The organism is Leptolyngbya sp. AN02str (assembly GCF_050565595.1).
Lineage (GTDB): Bacteria > Cyanobacteriota > Cyanobacteriia > Elainellales > Elainellaceae > Kaiparowitsia.
In genome coordinates this window covers 1-21,351 of the sequence record NZ_JBNXVR010000041.1, presented here as the reverse complement: position 1 = coordinate 21,351, position 21,351 = coordinate 1, and the positions used below count along the sequence as shown (strand labels likewise).

Genomic DNA, 21,351 nt, shown 5'->3' with positions numbered 1-21,351 from the left:
CGAACGAGAAATTTGTGAAACAGCGGCGATCGGGAGAATTATCCCTCTTCCCTCTATACGCTTCCTCGGAGGACGTAACCCACACCACGAATTGTATGAATCAAACGTTTTGGATTGTTGGCTTCTAATTTAATGCGTAATGCTCGAATATAAACTTCAATAATGTTTGATTCGCCAACAAAGTCATATCCCCAAACCTGCTCCAAAATCTGATCGCGAGTGAGAACCTGACGGGGATGGCGCATCAAAAATTCTAACAAGTCGAACTCTTTGGCGGTGAGTGGAATCAATTGGCGATCGCGATAAACTTCGTGGGTAATACAGGTTAGCGTCAAACCTTCAAATTCTAGACAATCGGGTTTTTCTGGGTGAGCGCGGCGCAAATGAGCCTTGACTCTCGCCAAAAGTTCCTCAATGCTGAACGGCTTGGTGACATAATCATCGGCTCCTGCATTCAGTCCAGCCACGCGATCGGGAATCTCATCTTTAGCAGTCAGCATAATGATCGGAACCTGCATCCCCGTTGTTCGCAGCCTCATACAAACATCTAACCCGGATGCACCTGGCATCATCCAATCCAAAATCAGCAGAGCAGGCTGAATTTCACGCGCCATGCTCAAGCCTTCTATGCCATTCGTTGCAACTGTGACCTGATAGCCCTCTAAACTCAGCTCGGCTTCGATCAACTGCGCCAGCTTCGCGTCATCTTCAACTAGGAGAATGTGAGCAGTCATGCTTGCGGCTTCCAAAGCGGTAAGGTGATCGTAAACAGGCTGCCTTCGCCCAGTTTCGATCGGAGGGTAATGCGTCCGTCCATGCCTTCGATCAGGCTTTTTGCGATCGCCAATCCCAATCCTGTTCCGTCTCTCGATCGGGTCATGGATTCATCCACCCGATAAAACCGCTCAAAAATCCGCTGTTGATGAGCCAGAGCAATCCCTACCCCGCGATCGCGAACATGAATGGCTGCCTGCTGTTCGGTCTTTTCCAACACCAGATCAACGGCTTGATCAGGCTCAGAATATTTGATGGCATTATCAACCAAATTGATCAACACCTGTTGCAGGCGGTCTTGGTCAGCACAAACCATGACATCCTCATTCGTGACGAATAGGTCAATTTGCCGATTGCTGACTTTCTGACTCATTTGCGCGACCTCCATCACCAGTGTATTCAGCAATATCGGGGTCAGCCGAAAATGGAGATTGCCACTATCAACCCGCGCCAGATCCAATAAATCTTCCAACATCCGGATCGTGCGTTCGGCTTCTGCAGAGGCCGTTGCCACGGCCTGTTGTTGATGGGGACTCAGATTGTCTCCCCGCCGTAACAGGCTTTGGAGATATCCGGTAATCACAGATAAAGGAGTGCGGAGTTCATGGGAAACGTTCCCCACAAATTGGCGCTGTTGATCCCAGGAACCAGATAGCCGGACTAACATTTCATTAAAGGCTTGCGCCAATCCCACAATTTCATCGGGGGCGCGGTCTAATTCCAGTTTTGCACCGCTCAAATCGTCCGCAGAAACCGCACTGGCGACCTGGCTCATCTGTTGCAGGGGTTGGAGCGCTCTACGAATTCGGCGGGAGATAGCAATCACCAAAAGAACAACGGCCACAATGCTGGACAGAATGAGGCTATGAACTCCTGCATTCAGCCGCATTTGATCCTCGGTAATATCTTTCAAAATATACACTTGCCCCAGGGGGGTGCCGCTGATGGAGAGGGGATTGCCACACAGTACGACATAGCGATCGCCAAAACGAAAGACCGTTGGTTGTGCGGGAACATCTGTTGTCACCACCCCATTCATCAACTCAGGGGGGGAGCTATTGATAGCAGAAGGGCGAGACAGAATTTGCCCATCCGGACTCCGCACCCAAATCAACAATTCTGGTGTTGAAAGTTTATCGATAGTAGCTTTTACCCCGGTCTCAACCGATCCCATCTCACGGTAAAGCTCAACCTGCTCTGGAAAGCGTGCTGCAATATATTCCAGGTTTTGTTTGTGAACCGAAATTAAAGTTTGTTCCATTCGCCAACCCGCCCAAATCGCCACGCCACTGACCCCCAGAACTGCAATTGCAATCAGTTCCACAGTCAAGCGAAACTGTAGCGAGGTCGGGGAGATTCGTTTAGCCAATCGGCGAGTAATCATGTGGGGTAAATGGCGCATCAGAAACCGCCTTCAACAAAAATATCTAAAAAAACCTGAGTTTTGGATAAGCTGAAGTGCCCATTTTTGCGTGCGCGTTGCGCACGCAAAAATGGGCTTTTCTGAAGTTTGCGCGGCGCGCAAACTTCAGAAAAGCCCTTAACCGAAACTGACGTTGAGAAAAAAGCACCTGGAAGCTTCCAGGTGCAAGTTGCCAGTACTGGCTCTACGAGGAACCAGTGACGTTAGAATGCGATCGCCTTCTCCTCGGGGCGTTGCATCCAAGCTTGTAGTGCTGCTATCACATTGGCGGCAGGCGCTGTCCAGCCTACAATGCCCCCCTGAGCCCGCACCATATCTAGGGTTGCCTGCTTAAACTCAGGGAAATAGCTCTCTGTACAGTCTTCAACCATGAGACATTCGTAGCCGCGATCGTTCGCTTCGCGCATCGTGGTTTGCACACACACCTCAGTGGTCACCCCGGTCACCAGCAAATGAGTAATCCCCTCACGTTGCAATAGGTCGGACAATGGGGTGGCATAAAATGCCCCCTTGCCTGGTTTGTAAATCACAACCTCGTTGGGCAGTGGCTCCAGTTCTGGAATAATGCCGTTTCCAGGTTCTCCCTTGACCAAAATGCGCCCCATGGGACCGCGATCGCCAATTTTGAGATCACCCTTGCCTCGGTGCAGTTTTGACACCGGGCAATCCGACAAATCGGGTTGATGGCACTCCACCGTATGAATCACCATCAGCCCCATCGACCGAAATGTAGATAGCAACTGCTGCAACGTCGGCACAATCGCCTGCAATCGCAACACATCATTCCCCAAGGCATCACCAAATCCACCCGGCTCCAAAAAGTCGCGCTGCATGTCAATGATCACCAAAGCAACTTTCTTCACATCCTCAGGCAAGGTGTAATCGTAAGGCAGAGCAGAAATATCCATAGGAGTCGCTAGAGTATAAACGTGATTTCTCGTTGCAGGTCAGTTCTTGGAGCGAGCATAAAGTTTTGACATGACATGCCACCCAGCCGCAGACCAAAAACTCACAGTTTTCTATCAACAAAGCGGCGCAAACAGGGAATCTTGAACATAGACACTTTCAGCCCTTATTCAGCACCTAATCGACATCGCGTTACATGCAGCAGGACTTAAAGCAGCGCACCAAGGCATTTGCCTTACGCATCATTCGGCTCTATGCCGCCCTTCCATCCTCCAGCCAAGCGGCTCAAGTCATTGGCAGCCATCTGCTGGAAAGTGGCACCTCGGTGGGTGCCCTCTACCTTGTTGCCAGTCGCAGTCGGGTTCGCTCCGAATACATTGCCAAACTTGAGGTAGCCCAGCAGGCTCTAGAAGAAACCATCTATTGGCTAGAACTGCTGATTGAAGCCGAGTTGATGGAGGCTGCACAGTTGAGGAAACTCATTCAAGAAACCACTGAGTTGTCCACCCTGGTGACTACGTACATTCAACGGGCCAAAACACCACCTCCGCCAAAGCAGACCATCTCTCGCTAAAGGCGACGCCGTCCATCTTGATTCGAACCGTATTCGAACCTGATTCAAATGATGCAATTAATGTCCTGCCATGCTGCGACCAATGGCCGCAAAGTCTGCATCGGCGATCGCACTCTCGTACATAAACTTGCCCTCGCTAATCACAATAATTCGATCCGACAGTTTGAGTAACTCATCCAAATCCTCACTCACCAGCAGCACCGCCACACCGCGATTTCGCGCTTCCACAATTTGCGTATGAATGAAATCCACCGCGTTAAAGTCCAATCCAAAACAGGGATTCGCAGCAATCAACAAATTAATGTGATCCTCTGACAGTTCCCGTGCCAGCACGGTTCGCTGTACGTTTCCACCCGACAAGTTGCCCACCGGCGTTTCGGGAGACGGGGTCTTCACCGAAAACTGGTGAATCAAGTCCACCGCCATCATCCGAATCGCTTTCAGACTGAGCAACATGCCTTTTGCCTGAGGCGGTTTATCGAACGTTCGCAGGGCCATATTTTCTGCCACGCTCATATGCGGTACGCAGGCATTCCGCAAGGGTTCCTCCGGTAATGCAAACACTTTGTGCGTCGCCATCTCTGCTCGCGTTGCCCCATAGGGTTCTCCATTCACCAGCACCTCACCCTCGGTAGGTTGCCGCTGCCCGGCCAACACCTCAACCAGTTCCCGCTGCCCATTCCCCGAAATACCAGCAATGCCAACAATTTCGCCGCTGTGAACCGTCAGGGTTACGCCACACACCGCTTCTACACCGTTATCTTTGTTAGCGTGAAGGTTGCGCACCTCCAGCACCGACGCAACGTCATCGTGATTTGTTTTATTAACGGGAGTGGGATCTTTCTTTTCTCCCATCATCATTTCCGCCATGTCACCAACGGTGAGCTCTTTTACCAAGCCATGCCCAGCAAACTTGCCCTTGCGCAATACAGTCACCTCATCCACAAAGGCCATCACCTCGCGGAATTTGTGAGAAATCATCAGCACGCTTAGCTTGCCCTCGGTCACCTGCTCTCGCAGCAAGCCCAGCACCTCATCTGCTTCAGATGGGGTCAGCACTGAGGTCGGTTCATCCAAAATTAGAATGCGACTTTGCAAATAAAGCTGCTTCAAAATTTCTAACTTTTGCTTTTGGCCTGCGGCAAGTTGCGCAATGGGAACATCCAATGGAACTCGAAATGGTGAGCTATTCATGAAGGTTTGTAGTCCCTCCATTTCCTGTTTCCAGTTGATGATTTTGGTGCTGTCGTAGCGAGAGAGCACCAGGTTTTCAGCAACCGTCATGGCAGGAACCGACGTGAAATGCTGATACACCATGCCAATGCCATAGTGGTGGGCATCGCGGGGATTATCAATGTTCACCGAGGCACCATCGATCAAAATTTCGCCTCGGGTTGGTGCATAAAAGCCCATGACACATTTCACCAAGGTGCTTTTGCCCGCACCGTTTTCGCCCAGCAGGGCATGAAATGTGCCTGGTTTAAGATGTAGCGACACATCCTCAAGGGCAACCAAGCTACCAAATTGCTTGGTCATACTGACCACCTTTAAGTCGGGTGGGCGATTCATCGTTTCGGCGACGCGAAGTTCGGTTGCGGTAGTCATAGTCGTGTGGTGGTGGGGAGAAAGGAGTCAACCAGTTAGATCGAAACAGTTGGATAACAAGATGAAGTGAGTAGCTTATTTCCCACTCCAATGGATAAATCGTTTTTCAAACATGAGAAACAGCATATTGAGGAGGTAACCGAGAATGCCAGTTAGCAGAATCGAGGCGTACATGTCCCGTACATTCAGCACTTGCTGAGCATCGATAATACGCTTTCCTAAACCATGCTCTGTACCGATAAACATTTCTGCAACGATGACGATCACTAGGGCGATGCTGATGCCGCTCCGTAGACCAATGAAGGTTTGTGGCATGCTTTCCCACAGCAGCACATCCTTGAAAGTTTGCCACTGATTGGCTCCCATTACCTTTGCAGCTAGGATGCGCGATCGCTTTGCATTAATCACGCCATACGCGCTGTTGAACAGAACCACCAACAGCGCGCTGAATCCTGCAATGATGACCTTGGAACCATCGGTGACCCCAAAGAACAGAATGAACATGGGAATGAGGGCACTGGCAGGCGTTGAACGAAAAAAGTCAATCAAAAACTCAACGCTGCGGTATACCCGCTCGGAACTGCCCAGCGCCACCCCCAACGGCACCCCAATTACTGCGGCCATGACAAATGCTTGAAAGGTTCTGAGAATGGTTGCGCCAAAATCAACAGGCATGCTGCCGCTCAGGGTAGCAGACACTAATTGGGATAGCGTTGCGAACGGCGTGGGCAACAACACCGGATTCACCCAGCCCGAAACAGCAATGAACCACCATGCAACAAAGAGTAAAACAACGCCCAACAGGGGCAGCAATCGATCGAGCCAAACTTGAAAGGGGGAACCAAACGAGAGAGCGGGCGATCGCCCAGGTTGTGTGATCATTTGCGCATCTCCTCCCGAAAGATATCCAAACAGTGTCGGCTCACCTGCACAAATTCGGGGGATGACAGAGTATCCGGCGTGCGGGGCCGAGGCGCATTGAACGGCACCCTAGAGACTAAATGAGTGGGTCGTTTGCTCAGGAGCAAGATGGTGTCGGCTAAGTACACCGCCTCTTCCAGGTTGTGCACCACCATCAGCATTGGCAGGTTTGCTGCCATAAAAATTTCCTGGAGTTTATCGCGCACAAACAGCGTAGTTTCAAAATCTAGCGCCGAAAAGGGTTCATCCAAAAACAGTACTTCTGGGTCAGCCACCAATGCCCGCAAAATGGAAATCATTTGCTGCTGTCCACCCGAAAAGCTGTAGGGGTAGCGCTTCAGATCCAGCCGAATGTTGAAGGTTTCGATCAGTTGCTCAACGCGATCGCGACAGTCTCGATCGCTCATGCCCTTTACCTTGAGCGGATAGGCAATGTTATCAAACGCGCTCCTCCAGGGAAAGAGGGAATCGCGGTAATTCTGGAACACATAGCCAATGCGCGATCGCCGCATTGGCTTGCCATTGATCAGAATCGTGCCCCGATCAAAGGGAATCAGCCCGCTAATCATGTTGATCAACGTTGACTTGCCGCATCCATTTGGCCCAAAAATGGACACGAACTGGTGATTTGGCAACGTTAGATCAAAGTCTTCATACAGCACCTGTCCGCCAAACGACTTGCACAAGCCTTGGATTTGAACACAGGCGTCTGGTGGCGCGATCTGGGTTTGGGCATTCACCTCAACCATAGAACCTCTAGAGAAACCACAACTGGCAACCATCACACTCATCCGTAACCAAAGGTGCAAAGCCCCCTAGGTCGTCGGTTGAAAGATCAGAGGAGCAACATCCACGGTTTTGGCAAACACGCCAGACTCTGTCATGAAGTCGAAAAAGGCCTGGAAGTATTCCACATCCTGCGGCGTGAACTCGTCGTACATGGTGTAACCCACCAACGGCACTTTCTCGACCAAATCGCCCTCGATCGCCGTATAGCCCACCAAGTATTGGCGCGTTTCGTCGGGATTGGTGCGAATATCGGCGATCGCCCGTCGGTACGCTTCCGCGTAAGTCTTAGCCGCTTCGGGGTAGGTTTCAATAAATTGAGTGCTGAGGGTTGCCGACCCCCCAAACCACGGCGCTTTGGAATCGCCCAAGATATAAGTGGACACCACGCCATTTTCCAAAATGCGGGTCAGGCCCTTCATCTCCCCTACAGTGCCCGTAGGCTCTAAGGTGTAGGCCGCGTCAATCTGGCCCGATTCCAAGGCAGCCACATGCTGGCGAATTTCGAGTTGCTGCACTTCCACCCCTTCAATGCCGTTTTTCTTTAGTACGGCTTCGGCAATCACTTTGTTCTGGGCACCGGGGCCGCTGGCAACCCGCTTTCCTTTCAAGTCAGCAATGGATTGAATCGGGCTATTCTTCGCCACAATGAACTGTTCCAGCTTCAGATCCACATTGCTGGGATTCGATGCCAGGATCTTGAACAGGCCAGGGGAGGCAATCTCTGCCAAACCTAATGCCCCTGAAGCGGTGCCATTTCCCGACCCCTGCAACCGTCCTGAAATAATGCCTTCGGCCACCTGCTGCGCAGAGGCAAACTTTACCGCCTCAACATCCAATCCCGCCTCTTTGAAGTAGCCTCTTTCCACGCCTAAAAAGAGGGGCAAGCCAGCCGCTACTGGCCAAAAGCCAATCGAAATTTTGCCCGGATCGGCTCCGCCAGAACCCGATGATGTCACACCGGATTGGGTGGTGTCACCCGCTGGACTCACGCAACCGTGGAGTGCAGTGGCGATCGCAGCTCCTGCTCCAAATTCTAGAAACCGACGACGGCGAATGTTCATGAGCTTTACCCCTGAGAAATGGCTTCAATAAAGGCTTGAGAATCGGCAACCGCACCAAACACACCGCCCTGCATTTTCACCATCTTGAGAGCCGCTAAATGGTTGCCATAGTCGGTGGCTCCGGTACAGTCAGACAGTAGTAGGCATTCATAACCGCGATCGTTGGCATCGCGCATGGTGGTATGCACACACACATCAGTGGTAATGCCCGCCAGCACAATGTTCTGAATGCCCTTTTGTTTCAAAATCAGATCCAGATCGGTGGCGTAGAACGATCCTTTGCCGGGTTTATCAATCACCGCTTCACCCGGCATGGGAGCCAATTCTGGAATGATTTCCCAACCCGGTTCTCCCCGCACCAAAATTTTGCCGCACGGCCCCGGATCGCCAATGCCAGCCCCTATTTGGCGCGATCGCCAGCGCTTGTTATCCGGCAAATCTGCGAGATCAGGTCGATGCCCCTCTCGCGTGTGCATCACATGGTAGCCCTCGGCCCGCGCCACCGATAGCACCTTAGAAATGGGCTCAATCGGTGCCTGAGTTAAGGAAAGGTCATACCCCATGCGATCGACATAGCCACCGTTACCGCAGAAATCCGTCTGCATATCGATCACCAGCACGACCGTATTTTGGGGCCGCAGGTCGCCATTGTAGGGATAGGGATAGGGATCAGACTCCACAAATCGTCCCATTACGCACCTCCTGCGGTAGGGATATCGGTCAACTGTTCGTGGCCACGATACAGACGGGTCGGAGCCGGAAATCCACAAGACGTGCCGTCTTGATGAACGACCTCATCCTCCCAAGGCAGGCGATAGTTGCCCGCTACCATGTCTTGCATATAGGTGTAGGGGCAATCCTGGGCACCGCCTTTGACCGCCACGTAGCCCCGGTGGCCAAATTGATAAATGTTATTCTCCACACCCCACTGCTTGCGAGCTTCGCGCACCAGATCAGGCCGCAGTTCCGCCGTGATAATTTCATCGGGTCGATGGCTACCCATCACTAGGGGCGCACCGTCAAAGTTGACAAACATGCCCTCACCCATGGAATCAAAGGTGCCATCGCTGCCGCACATACACACCGACGCCGTGTAGATCAGGTTGCAGAAGGCATTGGCCTGGTTGGTAATTTGCCAGCTGTGGCGAATAGGAGCGGTATAGCCCGCCGTACGAATCATAATATCGGCTCCCTTGTAGGCGCACTCCCGCGCCATTTCGGGGAACATGCCGTCATGGCAAATAATCAGCGCCAACTTACTGCCATTGGGGCCATCGCACACCGGAATCCCCAAATTTCCCGGTTCCCAAGGTTCTACGGGCACCCAGGGATGCAGCTTGCGGTAGTACAGCCGCAGCTCGCCCTGATCATCCAAAATGATGCCGCTGTTGTAGGGATTGCCGTCGGGGTTGTATTCCATGATGGAGAAGCAACCCCAAATTTTGTTATCGCGGCAGGCTCGGCTAAACGCCGCCACCTCTGGCCCATCCAACCGACACATGATTTCGGGGTTGGTGTCCATCGATAGGCCATGGAGTGAATATTCGGGGAACACGACCAGATCCATGCTGGACATGTTGCGGCGCGCTTTGGCCACCATGTCGCAAATACGCTGGGTTTGTGCCGCCAGGTCATCGGGAGTCACCACGTTCGGCAGTTGTAGCTGCACCAATCCCAGCACAACACCATTTGGAGATTTGTTTAAGCCACCCAATCCAGACATTGTTCTCAACCCTTCCAACGTTTTCTTTCGAACTTCACGTGCTTGATGACTCAAGTGCTTGGCGTGTCTAAGCCCTACCCTGGCTGTCGGTTCCCAAAGCCCCCGGCGCACCCAGGAGCGATCGCTTGGGTGAGCAGGTAACAATCATGATGAACAGCGTCAACACATAGGGTGCCGCGTTGAACAGGTAGTAGCCTTCGCGAATGCCGACCGATTGCAGGGCTGGCCCAAGAGCTTGTGCGCCACCAAACAGTAGCGAAGCCCACAAACAGGCGATCGGGTTCCACCGGGCAAAAATTACTAGGGCCACCGCCATCAGGCCTTGACCGCTGGAAATGCGCTCAGTCCAGACGCCGGGATAGTAGAGCGACAGGGCCGCACCGCCGATGCCTGCCAAAAAGCTGCCCGCCATGATGCTGAGTATGCGCACCTTAAATATGGAGACGCCCATGGCACGAGCCGCTTCGGGGCTATCGCCCACTGCCCGCACAAACAAACCCCAGCGAGTCGAGCGGAAGAACCACTGCATCAACGGGGCGATCGCCAATCCCAACAAAAACAAAGGACTAATTTGCAACGCGGCCTGTACCGCCGGAGCCATACCGCTAGAGGCCAGGTTGATGGTAGGCAATTGCGGGGCCGAGGGCTGAATAAACGGCTTGCCCAAAAAGAAGGCAATGCCACTGCCAAAGATGATCATGGCAATCCCGACAGCCACATCATTGACCCGAGGTTGTTGGGAAAGCCAGCCGTGGATTGCGCCCAACACGGCCCCGGCCAACCCCGCCGCCAATACGCCAAACCAGGGAGAACCGGTCAGGTAAGAGACCGCGTAGGCGCTCATCGCGCCCAGCAGTAGCGTCCCTTCCAATCCCAGGTTGATCTTGCCACTTTTCTCCGTCAGGCATTCGCCCAAACTAACAAACAGGAACGGGGTTCCCCCCCGCATGGTTCCTGCGGCGATCGCCAGCGGTACACCCCACCAGCCTAATGCTTCTGTAGCCATAACCCGCTCCACAACAGTTCAGAAGACCAAAACAGCAACCAAGGACACCAATTGTTTTCTCTTTTCAGATGCTCTAGCCCATTCCCTAGCCCATTGCCACAGGCTCTTGGCCCGGACTGGGCGGCGGCGAAGATGAGGTCGTCACCACGGGCTTTTCCTTAAAGAGGGCAAACTTGCCATAGAGCGAATCGCTAAACAGCACCACCAAAAACACCAGCCCCTCAAACACCAGCACGGTGGCATCGGGCAATCCAAAGCTGCGCTGTAAAATGCCACCGCTGGCTAAAATGCCACCCACCAACAAGGAAATGAGAATGGCCGCTAGCGGGTTGTGATGCGCGGCAAACGCCACCATAATGCCGCCATAGCCGTAGCCCACATTCAGCGATTCGTTGGCTGCGCCTTGCACTGCAGCCACCTCCACCATGCCTGCCAAGCCCGCGCAAGATCCCGCCAAAAAGCACACAATCACCGTCAATTTGCCCACGGGTAAACCCGCCACCCGGGCAGCCCGAACGTTGCCACCCGCCACCCGGGCAGAAAAGCCAAAGGTCGTGCGCTGAATCAAGAAGTAGGCGATGACGCAGGCAATGACGCCGTATAGCAGCCCCCAATGCACCCGCGTGCCGGGAATGTTGCCTAGCATATTCACGTCTGCCAGGGGAAAGGTGGAAGGCTTATTGAGCGAGCTGGGATCTTTCATTGGCCCACCCACCAAATGGTTGAGTAGGGCGATCGCAATGTAATTCAGCAACAGGCTGCTAATGGTTTCGTTGACCGCTCGGTAGTGCCGCAGCCAACCCGCCGCACCAATCCAAATGCCACCCGCAATCATTCCAGCGATCGCCATTCCCACCTGTACCATCACAGGCGGCACCGCAGTGCCCAGCGTGAGCCCGGTCGCAACCGCTGCCAGACCGCCCACCACCAGCGCTCCCTCATTGCCAATAATCACCAAACCCAGCCGAGCAGGTAACGCCGTACAAAGGCCACTTAGCATCAGGGGAGCCGCCCGAATCAGGGTATTTTGAAACGTGCTCCACTTGCCAAAGCCCGCCTTCCAAATGGCTCCATATACTGCAAAAGGATTGGCACCCGACAGCGCACAAAACACGCCAAACAGCGCTAGCGCCGCAACCAAGGCCCCAAACGGAATGAGAAAGGATTCCAGTGTTCTACGCCACGAAGCCGACATATGAAGAACCTGTTGAGAATGTAAATGCGAATCTTGTGGGGAATCGTAAACGGATGCGATCGCACAGCCTGGATTGATGCCTCCAAGAACTGAGGCGATCGCCTATCCATTTACGCCATAGAACCTAGCTGCTGATAGAACCGATAACGCCTTCCACCAAGTAATCCATTTGCTCCAGCTTGGGATCGGTTTGCTTCAACGTTTCAGAGATTGCCACCTTGCCCGTGTTGTCTTTTGTACCAGCGGCATAAATCACCATACTGCCATCCATAAACTTGGCCATCGCCGTTTCTACCGCTTGCTTAGCCTCCGCCGATACCGCTGGCCCAAAGTCCGACAGCTTACAGAAGCCCTCCTTCAAGCCACCCCGCAGTACATGGGGAATGCCGCCATCCATCAAGGTTTTGCCTGCTTTGACATCACCTACAATTTGCGAATAAATATTGGTCCAATCCCACTCGGCTCCTGTGAGATAGCCCTTGGGGGCCAGCGCCGCCTGATTGGCGTGGTAGCCAGAGCAAAAAATGCCGCGCCGCTCTGCTGTTTCCATCACCACTTTGGGACTGTCCACATGGCAGGTAATCACATCAATTCCCTGGTCGGCCATGCTGTTCGCCGCTTCCGCTTCCTTAATCGGCTCGGCCCAGTTGCCCGTAAACACCACTTGCGTTGTGGCATCAGGGCGCACGCTGCGTGCCCCCAGCGTAAAGCCATTCATATTCCGCAGTACTTGAGGAATGGGCTTGGCTCCAATAAAACCCAGCTTGCCAGTTTTCGACGTAAGCGCTGCCACGATGCCAGCCAAATACTGCGCTTCGTCGATGTAGCCAAAATAGCTGCCCACGTTCTTGGGAGTTGTGCCTTCTTGGTACAAACCGCCGGCATGAAAGAACTGCACATCGGGATACTCTTCCGCCAGTTTGATGATGTGCGGGTCAAAGTAGCCAAACGATGTGGGGAACAAAGCTTTGGCTCCGTCAATATCGATCATGCTGCGCATCGATTCCGCAACAGCCGTGGTTTCAGGAACGTTGGCTTCTTCAACCAAGGTGACACCGCCCAACTGCTGCACCATACCTGCGGCACCTTCGGCGTGGGCCTGGTTATAGCCATAATCATCCTTTGGCCCTACGTAAATGAACCCAATGGTGACATCCTCGCCACTGGTTCCGCCACCTGTGGCAGCGCCATCCGATGCGGGACTACAGCCCGTGCCAAACTTGGCCGTTAATCCAAAGGCTGTTGTAGCCAACAGACCCCGAACGACCTGCCGCCGAGACAGATTTAGATAGCGTTTGCTGCTCATGGTGACTCCCTCGCAATATTCCCGTTCGTTATCAGTGGTGAAGTTGTCGTGACGTGTCGTTGTGATGCGTTGGCCATTGATGAACGTCAATCCTGTGTCGCTAACCAAGCCATAGCAAACCAATTGACGGCACCACTGAGCAGTGCCCCAACAGCGGCAGCTCAATGGTTTTAGCCAAATCGATGCGATTGAGTAAGAGCGTACCAGGATGGTTTGAATTTCGGGGTGTGAAAAGGTGCGAGAAAAGTTCGTAAAAGGTAACGGGGGGCGATCGCAAATTGTTATCTGCGTTACAAAGCAAGCTTTAGGAAGTTTGTAGGATACAGCTCTACTGCGCCGCCCCTACGCGCAAAAGCTATGAACACTCAACGTTTGATGCACCTACAAAGCCCAATTTCAAAAATGTTACTGTTGAACCTATGAACTCTAACGAGGCCTTGGCATTTGTTGAGGCTGTATTGAAACATGAGCGCCTGAGCAAGCTACAGCAGGTGGTGTTTCGCTATGCCTGGGAAGAGTGCGCCTATGGAGAAATTGCGCGTCGTTCTGGCTATGAGTTGGGCTACGTCAAGCAGGCTGGTGCTTCGCTGTGGCAAATGTTGTCCAAAGCCTTTGATGAAAAGGTGACGAAGCACAATGTTCGGCTGATTGTGCAACGCAACTGCGCCATGTGGACGGGCAATCGCTCTGTTGCATTGGAAACCGATGAACCCAATGCGATGGAACACTCGGTAGAGATGGAGTCTGTAGGGGTAGAACTGCAGCATCCTGCGATCGCCACTCCCACCGCCAATTCATCTCGCATTGCGACAGCGGAAGACTCTCCTCCTATCTTGCCCAAAACGGATTGGGGCGATGCCGTTGATGTGCCTGCGTTTTATGGCCGGACAGCCGAGTTGGAGCGCTTGGAGCAGTGGATTGTTGGGGATGTGAGCGACCCGACCGACGGGGAATCGCATGATCCCCACTGCCGCCTGGTTGGCATTTTTGGCATGGGTGGCATTGGCAAAACCACACTCTCAATTCGGCTGGCCCAACGCCTGTTGGCGCGATCGACTTCTAGCACACCGCCCATCGTTGGGGAGCACCCCATGACAGAGCCAACGGGTGCTGCCTTTGACGCTGTAATTTGGCGATCGCTCCGAAATGCGCCCCTGTTGCCAGAGCTTTTGCGGGATCTCATTCGGTTTTTAGCCGATGAGCGGCACCACGAACTGCCCAACTCGGTCGATGACATGCTGATGCTCTTGCTGGGCTGTTTGCGACGGCGGCGATGTCTGGTCATTCTCGACAACTGTGAAACGATTTTGCAGCAGGGAGACTGTGGCGGCGGCTACCTCCCGGGATACGAAAATTACGACAATTTGTGGCGTTGGGTTGGCGAACTGGCCCATCGCAGTACGGTTGTGCTCACCAGTCGCGAAAAGCCCAATCGGTTTGCCCTGCAAGAGGGAGAATCCTTACCCGTGCGATCGCTGCGATTAGCAGGGTTGCCCACCCACGCGGCTCAAGCCATGTTTACCCGCAAGGGACAGTTTGTGGCAACCGAGGGGGAATGGGATCAGCTCATTGACCACTATGCTGGTAATCCCCTGGCCCTCAAAATGGTAGCCCCCGTTATTCAAGAAGTATTTGATGGGCGAATCGGTGAGTTTTTGGGCTGTTTTGACGAAGGTAGCTCCGTTTTTGGCGACATTCAAGATTTGCTGAGCCAGCAAATTTGCCGCCTGTCTCCGTTAGAAGATCAGGTGATGAACTGGCTGGCGATCGCCCGCAAACCCCTCACCCTTTCGCAACTACGCGCCAATCTGGTACCCGCCGTTTCTCTGGGTCACTTGCTCGAAGCCATGACTGCGCTTGAGCATCGCTACTTAATTGAAAAGGCCATTCCCAAACCAGGCGAACGAACCCAAGCCTGCTTTACGCTGCAACCAACGGTGATGGAATATGTCACAGGACGCAGTATTGAGCGGGCTTGCCAGGATGTGCACCGATGGAAGGCTGATGCCGAACTGCCAGCGCTGGAGTTTTTGTCGTCCCATGCGCTCCTGCTGGCTCAGGCCAAAGACTACGTGCGCGACACTCAAATTCGGCTGCTGCTGAAACCCGTATGCGATCGCCTCATTCACGACGTTGGTCGAGAAGCCCTGATCCATCAGTTTCGCCACATGCTCAAAGCGATGCAGCAACACCAACGTCACAATCCCAGCTTTGACGATATTGGCTATGCCCCTGGCAACCTATTGAACCTACTGTGTGAAATGCAGATAGATTTGACCGGGTGGGATTTTTCTCATTTGCCTGTTTGGAATGCTTACCTACGCCGTACTCCATTGCGGAGGGTGAACTTGACCGGAGCCGATTTAGCCAAGTCGGTGTTTACCGAAACCTTTAGCCAGGTCCTGGCGATCGCCTTTAGTCCCGATGGCGAACTGTTGGCCACAGGCGATGTCAACCATGAGATTCATCTATGGCGGGTGGCCGATGGCACCCAACAGCTCGGCTTTCGGCTGGATGAAGGCTGGGTGTGGAGTGTGGCCTTTAGCCCCGATGGCCGATGGCTAGCCAGTAGCGCCAACCGGACAGTCAAACTGTGGGATGTGCAAACGGGAGCCTGTATTCGCACCTTTGAAGGATACTGCGATCGCGTTTTTTCCGTCGCCTTTAGCCCCGATGGACAGCTCTTAGCCACAGGCAGCGAAGACCATTTAATTCGGATTTGGAATGTGCGCACTGGAGCGCTGGAACACTGCCTCACCGGCCACACCCACGAGGTTCGCTCGGTGGCCTTTAGCCCAGCCAGCCTCAAGTCCCCTCGCAAAGCCAGCAGTTCCCCCATGCCTCGGTCAGCACATCCCACCCAATGGCTGCTAGCCAGCGCTAGTTATGACGGCACAGTGCGCCTGTGGAATGCCACGACCGGAGACCACCTGCGCACCCTACGCAGACACCAGGGCTGGGTGTGGAGTGTGGCCTTTAGCCCCGACGGAGCCGTTCTGGCCAGCAGCGGGAGCGATCGCACCGTGCAGCTGTGGGATTCGGTGACAGGTCGCTGTATTTACACCTTTGCCAACCATGAGGAAACGGTTCGGACTGTTGCTTTTTGTGCCGATGGCCGCACGTTAGCCAGCGCCAGTGATGATCGCACTGTGCGCCTGTGGGATTATCGGCGGCGGCAACCCCTAAAAACCCTCACAGGTCATACGAGTTGGATCGGGGCGATCGCCTTTAGCCCCAATACTGAATTGGTCGCTAGCGGCAGCGAAGATCAATCCGTGCGGTTATGGGAAAGCCGCTCGGGCCACTGCGTCAAAACGTTGCAAGGCTACAGTAACGGAGTCTGGTCAGTCGCCTTTGATCCCACCGGAACCACAATCTCCAGCGGTAGCCAAGACCGCACCATTCGCCTGTGGGATGCAGCCAGCGGCACCATGCAAACCAGTATGCAAGGACACCTCGGCTGGATCTGGAGTGTGGCCTTTAGCCCCACTCAGCCCATGTTGGCCAGTGGCAGCGAAGATCACACCATTCGCCTGTGGAATACTCACACGAATACCCACCTCGCCACCTTGACAGGCCATCGCGATGCAGTGCTCTCGGTTCTCTTTACTCCCGATGGCACGCGGCTAGTGAGTGGAAGCTTGGATGGCACCATTCGACTGTGGGATGTGGTTTCGGGCCGTTGTGTGCGATCGCTGATGGGACACGGCGGTGGAGTATGGTGCCTTGCCCTCAGCACCGATGGGTGCCAACTGGCCAGCGGCAGCCAAGACCAAACAATCAAACGGTGGGACATCAACAGCGGGCAATGTTTGCAAACCCTTGTGGGGCACGATGGCTGGATTCGGAGCTTGGCTATGAGCCCCGATGGTCACACCCTCGCCAGCGGCAGCGCCGACGGCATGCTCAAGCTGTGGCATTTGCCCCAGGGCCAATGCACTATGACTCACTTAGCCCATCGTGGCCCTATTCTGGCGATCGCCATTCACCCCGACAATACCCACCTGGCGACCGGCAGCACCGACACCACGATTAAGCTGTGGTCTGCAGCTGGAGAGCCCTTGCAAACCCTACACGGCCACGATCGCTGGGTGCGCTTTCTTACCTACAGTCCCGATGGCAATACCCTAGCTAGCTGCGGGCAAGATGAAACCATTCGTTTGTGGCACGGTTACATGGCGGAGCCCCCGCCCAATCAACCCCGCACTACCAGCCGCCAAATTCTGCGCATTCCCCGCCCCTATGAGGAAATGGCGATCGCTCACATCACCGGACTCACCCCTGCCCAAATTTTCACCCTCAAAATGTTGGGCGCGACGGACTACTAAAATCAGTAAGATCGACTTTAAAATCAGCAAAAATCCATCAGCAAACACAAAACAAAGATTCGCATCTATCATCTTGTTGGCTTATCTTTTGCTGACCCGTTCAAGTTTTTCGAGTTTTTTGGCACTCCTTTCATGACTCCAATTCACCTCGCCGTTAATGGCACCCTCATGCGTGGTCTCGAACTCAACGGCAATTTGCTGGCCGTTCAGGCCACATTTGTCCGCGAAACCACCACCGAACCGACCTATCGCCTGTGGTCAATTGGCGATCGCCACCCGGCTATGGTGCGGGTTGCCCAGGGAGGGAGGGCGATCGCCCTTGAAGTGTGGGCCGTTCCGCCTGAAGGGTTGGCACAGGTGTTGCTGCAAGAGCCACCCGGCCTATGCATCGGCAAAGTGCACCTCGCAGACGGGGAGGAAGTGCTGGGCGTATTGGGTGAACCAATCTTATGTGAAGGGCAGCGGGAAATTACCGAATTTGGAAGCTGGCGAGCGTATTGCGCGGCGGTTCAAGCCTCCCCTACGGAAGCCACGCCAATATCCAGCGGGACTGACTGAGCTGTTTCACTTTTCCGCAGCCGCATCCACAACAAATAACCAAGCGCAAGCTGTGGATCAGCGAAAAAGCCCTTAACCGACCCTGGCGTTCATCAAGCTCCTGCGATCGCCAGCAAAAAGGTGATGCTGGATTTCCCAACATCACCACATTTCACAATATTCAGATTTCGTAAAGACAGGGCGCAGGCTAACTCAGGTGTTGCTTCACCACAGCAGCTAGCTCCTGAGTCCAGTGCTGGGTGAGTTCAGCGCTCGCGGCCTCTACCATGACTCGAATCACCGGTTCCGTGCCCGAAGCCCGCACCAAAATTCGGCCCTGATCTCCCATAGCGGCTTCGGCCTGAGCGATCGCCTGCTGCACCGGATCGCACTGCTGCCAATTGAGACGGCGATCGCGATCTTCTACTCGAATGTTTTGCAACAATTGAGGATACGTTTGGAAGCTTTCATCACGCAGTTGGCAGAGCGGCAAACCAGCCTGCTGCACCAACGCGGCCACATGCAGTGCCGTCAACAAGCCATCCCCCGACACACTGTAGTGCGGACACAGAATGTGACCCGACTGTTCGCCACCCAGCATCGCGCCACGCTTCACCATTTCAGCATGGACGTACTGATCGCCCACGGCCGTGCGAACAAATGTGCCGCCTTGCTGCTGCCATGCCCGCTCAAAGCCCAAATTGGCCATAACCGTCGTGACGATGGTGCTGTTGGGAAGCTGCTGAGCTTGCTTGAGCGCACATCCCCATAGATAAAGAATGTAGTCTCCATCCACCACACGCCCTTGAGAATCAACCGCTAGCGCCCGGTCGGCATCACCATCAAAGGCAAAACCCAAGTCGGCCTGATGTTCCAACACGGCAGCTTTGAGCAAACCCAAATGGGTTGAGCCGCAACTTACATTAATGCGATCGCCATCTGGCTGATCATGCAAACAAATCACCTCGGCTCCTAATTGCCGAAACACAACACTACCAATGTGAGCCGCCGCACCCCAAGCCAGATCCAGCACAATTCGCATCCCGGTAAAGTCAACCCGAGATGCCAGCGGTGCATACAACGACTCAAGATATTGCTCTAGCAACTCACTGCGCAGCGCACTCGACGCAGACGGAACCGGCACCAGCGGCAAAGACTCATTGCGCAACGACGCTTCGATACGAGCCTGCAAAACGGTGGACAGCTTTGTGCCACCCGAACCAAAGAACTTGATGCCATTATCTTCGGGGGGATTGTGGCTCGCAGAGATCATGACACCACCAGCAGCCCCATATTGGTGCGCTAAGTAAGCCACCGCAGGAGTCGGACACAAACCCAAATTCCAAACTTCGACTCCGGCTGTAGTTAAGCCTGCGGTTAATGCTTCCGCCAGCGTATTACTGGAATTCCGAGAATCCTGTCCAACAATTACAGGAGTTGCATCATCTCGCCCCATCAATTTGCCGGCCCAATATCCAACCTGGAATGCCAAGGCAGGAGTCAATAAATCTCCTGCATGCCCACGGATACCATCGGTACCAAACAGCTGGGTCGATGGAAGAACTAAGGGATTACACCAACCCTTTGATAAAGAAACAATGTCTTCAACAACCAAATCGCATGCGTTTGAATTGCTTAAATCTGAGATCTGGTTTTGCGAAACTGGAGACAAAACCATGCGCCAATACACTCCACACTTCACACTCAGTGGAGCATAGCATTTGTCGATTCAGAAGTCTAAATGCTGAGGGTTGACAGAACCTTTACGAACATCCCTCCAAGGACAAAACTTTGTTGTTGTTTTCGGTAAAGCTCAACACTTTTTTATTTATTTCTCTGTAAAAATACTGGCTCTTTATCACGTTCAACAGCAGCTTGATGCGACTTTTTAGAATTTCGTTCGGAATTCTACGTAGCTGATTCAACTCTATGGAACTTAGGGACAGGTTTAGGTCAGACTTCAGCATCCTCCACTCTGATAGTCACAGGTCAAGAGTGGTGCATTTAACACCATGTGAGCTGACCGCGTTTGAAACGCCATAGTGACACCACCGTTAGAGAGCAAGTTCTTCCAGCAATTTCTCCATATCAACCCAAGAGATGTCTTGCTGAATATAGGCTGGAGCCTGTGGATTGTAGGGCGCTTTTAGCCGATCAATCGATAGGATTTGACTATCGATTGGCAGGATTGGGATGTCTGGATCAAAGGCGGTGGGCCGCGTTAACGAGCTAGAAAAGCCTCGAAAAACGGTCACTTCTTCGCGATCGCCCTCCAGCTCCGCTACAACCAAAAGGACTTCATTGGGCCGCTTGATGGTGTACTCTTCCAAGCGCTTAATAGGTAACAAGTGGGTAGACAAGAAATTCACAGTCCTGTTGCTTGCAATTCAAAATGATGACGGAAAACCGTGCTGTAAGAGGACGTCTGAAAAGTGCCTAAAGCTTCGTGTATAGCCCTCAACCCTTGTGTTCCCCTCTCCCAATTTTGGGAAAGGGGAAAGGGTTTACAAATCCCCTTCTCCCAATTTTGGGATAAGGGGCTGGGGGATGAGGGCTATTTTTTGACTTCTCAGACATCCTCTAATCTAGCTGCAATCTATTTCTTAGGAGGGAAGGCAGGCCATGAGCCGGATGACAGGATGAACCGGGAGTCGTGAAAACTCAGGCTACCTCCATCTCCAAAACCGTATCAGCAGAAGAGGAGCGATCGCCATGTATATTGTAGAGTTTTCGTTTGCGGGTTCTCATTATCTAGCTGATGATCTTTTGATCCAGGCTCCCACCGAGGACCAAGCCAAGGATTATGCATTACAGCACGCCCAAAAGCTAGGATTAAAGTTACACTCCATCCTTCCCGCATCCGAACAACAGATTTGCCTTTATCAACAAACGGGCAAAACCGTAGTCCCCACCATTCATTCTTATCACCCCTAATTTGCTTCCCCTGTTGTTCTGGGCATGTGAACCACAATCCAAGTTCCTATGATTCCAAAGGAGAAGAGCGATCGCCCATTACCTATGGGCGATCCCTCTTCTCTAGAGTATAAATTTTAGACACACTGCCTCAACACAATCACTGAACCGATATTCCGCAGGTTGCTGGGAATTAATTAAGCAGGTAGTAACGGCAGTAAGGTAGGCCCAAAAGTTGGATGATTTTAGAGCGCTCATCCATCAGATTACTGACCTGCTGAGCTTGCCCG

Annotated in this window: 18 protein-coding genes; 4 read left to right on the top strand and 14 right to left on the bottom strand. The window is 53.3% G+C overall.

The window, feature by feature from the left end; translation table 11 throughout:
• Positions 1-53 precede the first annotated feature (53 nt).
• The 3 genes from ACQ4M4_RS22915 to ACQ4M4_RS22905 form a co-directional block, all read right to left on the bottom strand.
• The gene (locus ACQ4M4_RS22915; RefSeq protein ID WP_430686793.1) at positions 54-734 is read right to left on the bottom strand and encodes a response regulator transcription factor; all 681 of its coding nucleotides are present in this window, start codon (positions 732-734) and stop codon (positions 54-56) included.
• A complete protein-coding gene (locus ACQ4M4_RS22910; protein ID WP_430686792.1) occupies positions 731-2,176 on the bottom strand; it encodes a sensor histidine kinase in 1,446 nt (481 codons plus the stop codon). Before ACQ4M4_RS22910 ends, ACQ4M4_RS22915 begins: the two co-directional genes overlap by 4 nt.
• A 224-nt stretch (positions 2,177-2,400) precedes the next feature.
• Entirely contained in the window at positions 2,401-3,105 is a 705-nt protein-coding gene (locus ACQ4M4_RS22905) for a cysteine hydrolase family protein (RefSeq protein WP_430686791.1), read from the bottom strand.
• A 194-nt stretch (positions 3,106-3,299) separates the two neighbouring features.
• On the opposite strand from ACQ4M4_RS22905, the gene ACQ4M4_RS22900 reads away from it, so the two are divergent.
• Positions 3,300-3,677 carry a four helix bundle protein gene (locus ACQ4M4_RS22900; protein WP_430686790.1) on the top strand — a complete coding sequence of 126 codons (378 nt, stop codon included), beginning with the start codon at positions 3,300-3,302 and terminating at the stop codon, positions 3,675-3,677.
• 57 nt (positions 3,678-3,734) lie between these two features.
• Here the strand turns inward: ACQ4M4_RS22900 and ACQ4M4_RS22895 are convergent, their stop codons facing one another.
• The 9 genes from ACQ4M4_RS22895 to ACQ4M4_RS22855 all read right to left on the bottom strand — a co-directional run bounded on the left by ACQ4M4_RS22895 (position 3,735) and on the right by ACQ4M4_RS22855 (position 13,283).
• A complete protein-coding gene (locus ACQ4M4_RS22895) occupies positions 3,735-5,282 on the bottom strand; it encodes an ABC transporter ATP-binding protein (protein ID WP_430686789.1) in 1,548 nt (515 codons plus the stop codon).
• 75 nt (positions 5,283-5,357) lie between these two features.
• Positions 5,358-6,164: an ABC transporter permease gene (locus ACQ4M4_RS22890; RefSeq protein WP_430686788.1), complete on the bottom strand. Its 807-nt coding sequence runs from the start codon at positions 6,162-6,164 to the stop codon at positions 5,358-5,360.
• Complete coding sequence (locus ACQ4M4_RS22885) at positions 6,161-6,952, bottom strand: ABC transporter ATP-binding protein (protein WP_430686787.1); 792 nt, start codon at positions 6,950-6,952, stop codon at positions 6,161-6,163. Before ACQ4M4_RS22885 ends, ACQ4M4_RS22890 begins: the two co-directional genes overlap by 4 nt.
• Before the next feature lie 66 nt (positions 6,953-7,018).
• On the bottom strand, positions 7,019-8,053 hold the full coding sequence (locus ACQ4M4_RS22880; protein WP_430686786.1) for an ABC transporter substrate-binding protein: 1,035 nt from the start codon (positions 8,051-8,053) through the stop codon (positions 7,019-7,021).
• Between the two features lie 5 nt (positions 8,054-8,058).
• Positions 8,059-8,745, bottom strand: a complete 687-nt coding sequence (biuH, locus tag ACQ4M4_RS22875) for a biuret amidohydrolase (protein ID WP_430686785.1) — start codon at positions 8,743-8,745, stop codon at positions 8,059-8,061.
• Complete coding sequence (locus ACQ4M4_RS22870) at positions 8,745-9,776, bottom strand: formamidase (RefSeq protein WP_430686784.1); 1,032 nt, start codon at positions 9,774-9,776, stop codon at positions 8,745-8,747. Before ACQ4M4_RS22870 ends, biuH begins: the two co-directional genes overlap by 1 nt.
• Before the next feature lie 67 nt (positions 9,777-9,843).
• Positions 9,844-10,782, bottom strand: a complete 939-nt coding sequence (locus ACQ4M4_RS22865) for an ABC transporter permease (RefSeq protein WP_430686783.1) — start codon at positions 10,780-10,782, stop codon at positions 9,844-9,846.
• A gap of 85 nt (positions 10,783-10,867) precedes the next feature.
• Positions 10,868-11,977, bottom strand: coding sequence for an ABC transporter permease (locus ACQ4M4_RS22860; RefSeq protein WP_430686782.1), 1,110 nt, complete (start codon positions 11,975-11,977; stop codon positions 10,868-10,870).
• A gap of 124 nt (positions 11,978-12,101) precedes the next feature.
• A complete protein-coding gene (locus tag ACQ4M4_RS22855; protein ID WP_430686781.1) occupies positions 12,102-13,283 on the bottom strand; it encodes a BMP family ABC transporter substrate-binding protein in 1,182 nt (393 codons plus the stop codon).
• A gap of 419 nt (positions 13,284-13,702) precedes the next feature.
• Between ACQ4M4_RS22855 and ACQ4M4_RS22850 the strand changes: the two genes are divergently transcribed.
• Both ACQ4M4_RS22850 and ACQ4M4_RS22845 read left to right on the top strand, forming a co-directional pair.
• Positions 13,703-17,611, top strand: a complete 3,909-nt coding sequence (locus ACQ4M4_RS22850) for a hypothetical protein (RefSeq protein WP_430686780.1) — start codon at positions 13,703-13,705, stop codon at positions 17,609-17,611.
• A gap of 132 nt (positions 17,612-17,743) precedes the next feature.
• On the top strand, positions 17,744-18,169 hold the full coding sequence (locus ACQ4M4_RS22845; RefSeq protein ID WP_430686779.1) for an allophanate hydrolase-related protein: 426 nt from the start codon (positions 17,744-17,746) through the stop codon (positions 18,167-18,169).
• 187 nt (positions 18,170-18,356) lie between these two features.
• Here the strand turns inward: ACQ4M4_RS22845 and glmM are convergent, their stop codons facing one another.
• Positions 18,357-19,826: a phosphoglucosamine mutase gene (gene glmM / locus ACQ4M4_RS22840; RefSeq protein ID WP_430686778.1), complete on the bottom strand. Its 1,470-nt coding sequence runs from the start codon at positions 19,824-19,826 to the stop codon at positions 18,357-18,359.
• A 376-nt stretch (positions 19,827-20,202) separates the two neighbouring features.
• Complete coding sequence (locus ACQ4M4_RS22835) at positions 20,203-20,508, bottom strand: hypothetical protein (RefSeq protein ID WP_430686777.1); 306 nt, start codon at positions 20,506-20,508, stop codon at positions 20,203-20,205.
• 352 nt (positions 20,509-20,860) lie between these two features.
• Between ACQ4M4_RS22835 and ACQ4M4_RS22830 the strand changes: the two genes are divergently transcribed.
• Positions 20,861-21,082, top strand: a complete 222-nt coding sequence (locus ACQ4M4_RS22830) for a hypothetical protein (protein ID WP_430686776.1) — start codon at positions 20,861-20,863, stop codon at positions 21,080-21,082.
• The last annotated feature ends 269 nt before the right edge of the window (positions 21,083-21,351 follow it).

Excerpts from the sequence above, each read along its gene's own strand:
- ACQ4M4_RS22910 (WP_430686792.1), bottom strand. The coding sequence starts at position 2,176 with ATGCGCCATTTACCCCACATGATTACTCGCCGATTGGCTAAACGAATC.
- ACQ4M4_RS22880 (WP_430686786.1), bottom strand. The coding sequence starts at position 8,053 with ATGAACATTCGCCGTCGTCGGTTTCTAGAATTTGGAGCAGGAGCTGCG.
- ACQ4M4_RS22890 (WP_430686788.1), bottom strand. The coding sequence starts at position 6,164 with ATGATCACACAACCTGGGCGATCGCCCGCTCTCTCGTTTGGTTCCCCC.
- ACQ4M4_RS22905 (WP_430686791.1), bottom strand. The coding sequence starts at position 3,105 with ATGGATATTTCTGCTCTGCCTTACGATTACACCTTGCCTGAGGATGTG.
- ACQ4M4_RS22870 (WP_430686784.1), bottom strand. The coding sequence starts at position 9,776 with ATGTCTGGATTGGGTGGCTTAAACAAATCTCCAAATGGTGTTGTGCTG.
- ACQ4M4_RS22830 (WP_430686776.1), top strand. The coding sequence starts at position 20,861 with ATGTATATTGTAGAGTTTTCGTTTGCGGGTTCTCATTATCTAGCTGAT.
- ACQ4M4_RS22915 (WP_430686793.1), bottom strand. The coding sequence starts at position 734 with ATGACTGCTCACATTCTCCTAGTTGAAGATGACGCGAAGCTGGCGCAG.
- glmM (WP_430686778.1), bottom strand. The coding sequence starts at position 19,826 with ATGGTTTTGTCTCCAGTTTCGCAAAACCAGATCTCAGATTTAAGCAAT.
- ACQ4M4_RS22845 (WP_430686779.1), top strand. The coding sequence starts at position 17,744 with ATGACTCCAATTCACCTCGCCGTTAATGGCACCCTCATGCGTGGTCTC.
- ACQ4M4_RS22865 (WP_430686783.1), bottom strand. The coding sequence starts at position 10,782 with ATGGCTACAGAAGCATTAGGCTGGTGGGGTGTACCGCTGGCGATCGCC.
- ACQ4M4_RS22885 (WP_430686787.1), bottom strand. The coding sequence starts at position 6,952 with ATGGTTGAGGTGAATGCCCAAACCCAGATCGCGCCACCAGACGCCTGT.
- ACQ4M4_RS22900 (WP_430686790.1), top strand. The coding sequence starts at position 3,300 with ATGCAGCAGGACTTAAAGCAGCGCACCAAGGCATTTGCCTTACGCATC.
- ACQ4M4_RS22895 (WP_430686789.1), bottom strand. The coding sequence starts at position 5,282 with ATGACTACCGCAACCGAACTTCGCGTCGCCGAAACGATGAATCGCCCA.
- ACQ4M4_RS22860 (WP_430686782.1), bottom strand. The coding sequence starts at position 11,977 with ATGTCGGCTTCGTGGCGTAGAACACTGGAATCCTTTCTCATTCCGTTT.
- biuH (WP_430686785.1), bottom strand. The coding sequence starts at position 8,745 with ATGGGACGATTTGTGGAGTCTGATCCCTATCCCTATCCCTACAATGGC.
- ACQ4M4_RS22855 (WP_430686781.1), bottom strand. The coding sequence starts at position 13,283 with ATGAGCAGCAAACGCTATCTAAATCTGTCTCGGCGGCAGGTCGTTCGG.
- ACQ4M4_RS22850 (WP_430686780.1), top strand. The coding sequence starts at position 13,703 with ATGAACTCTAACGAGGCCTTGGCATTTGTTGAGGCTGTATTGAAACAT.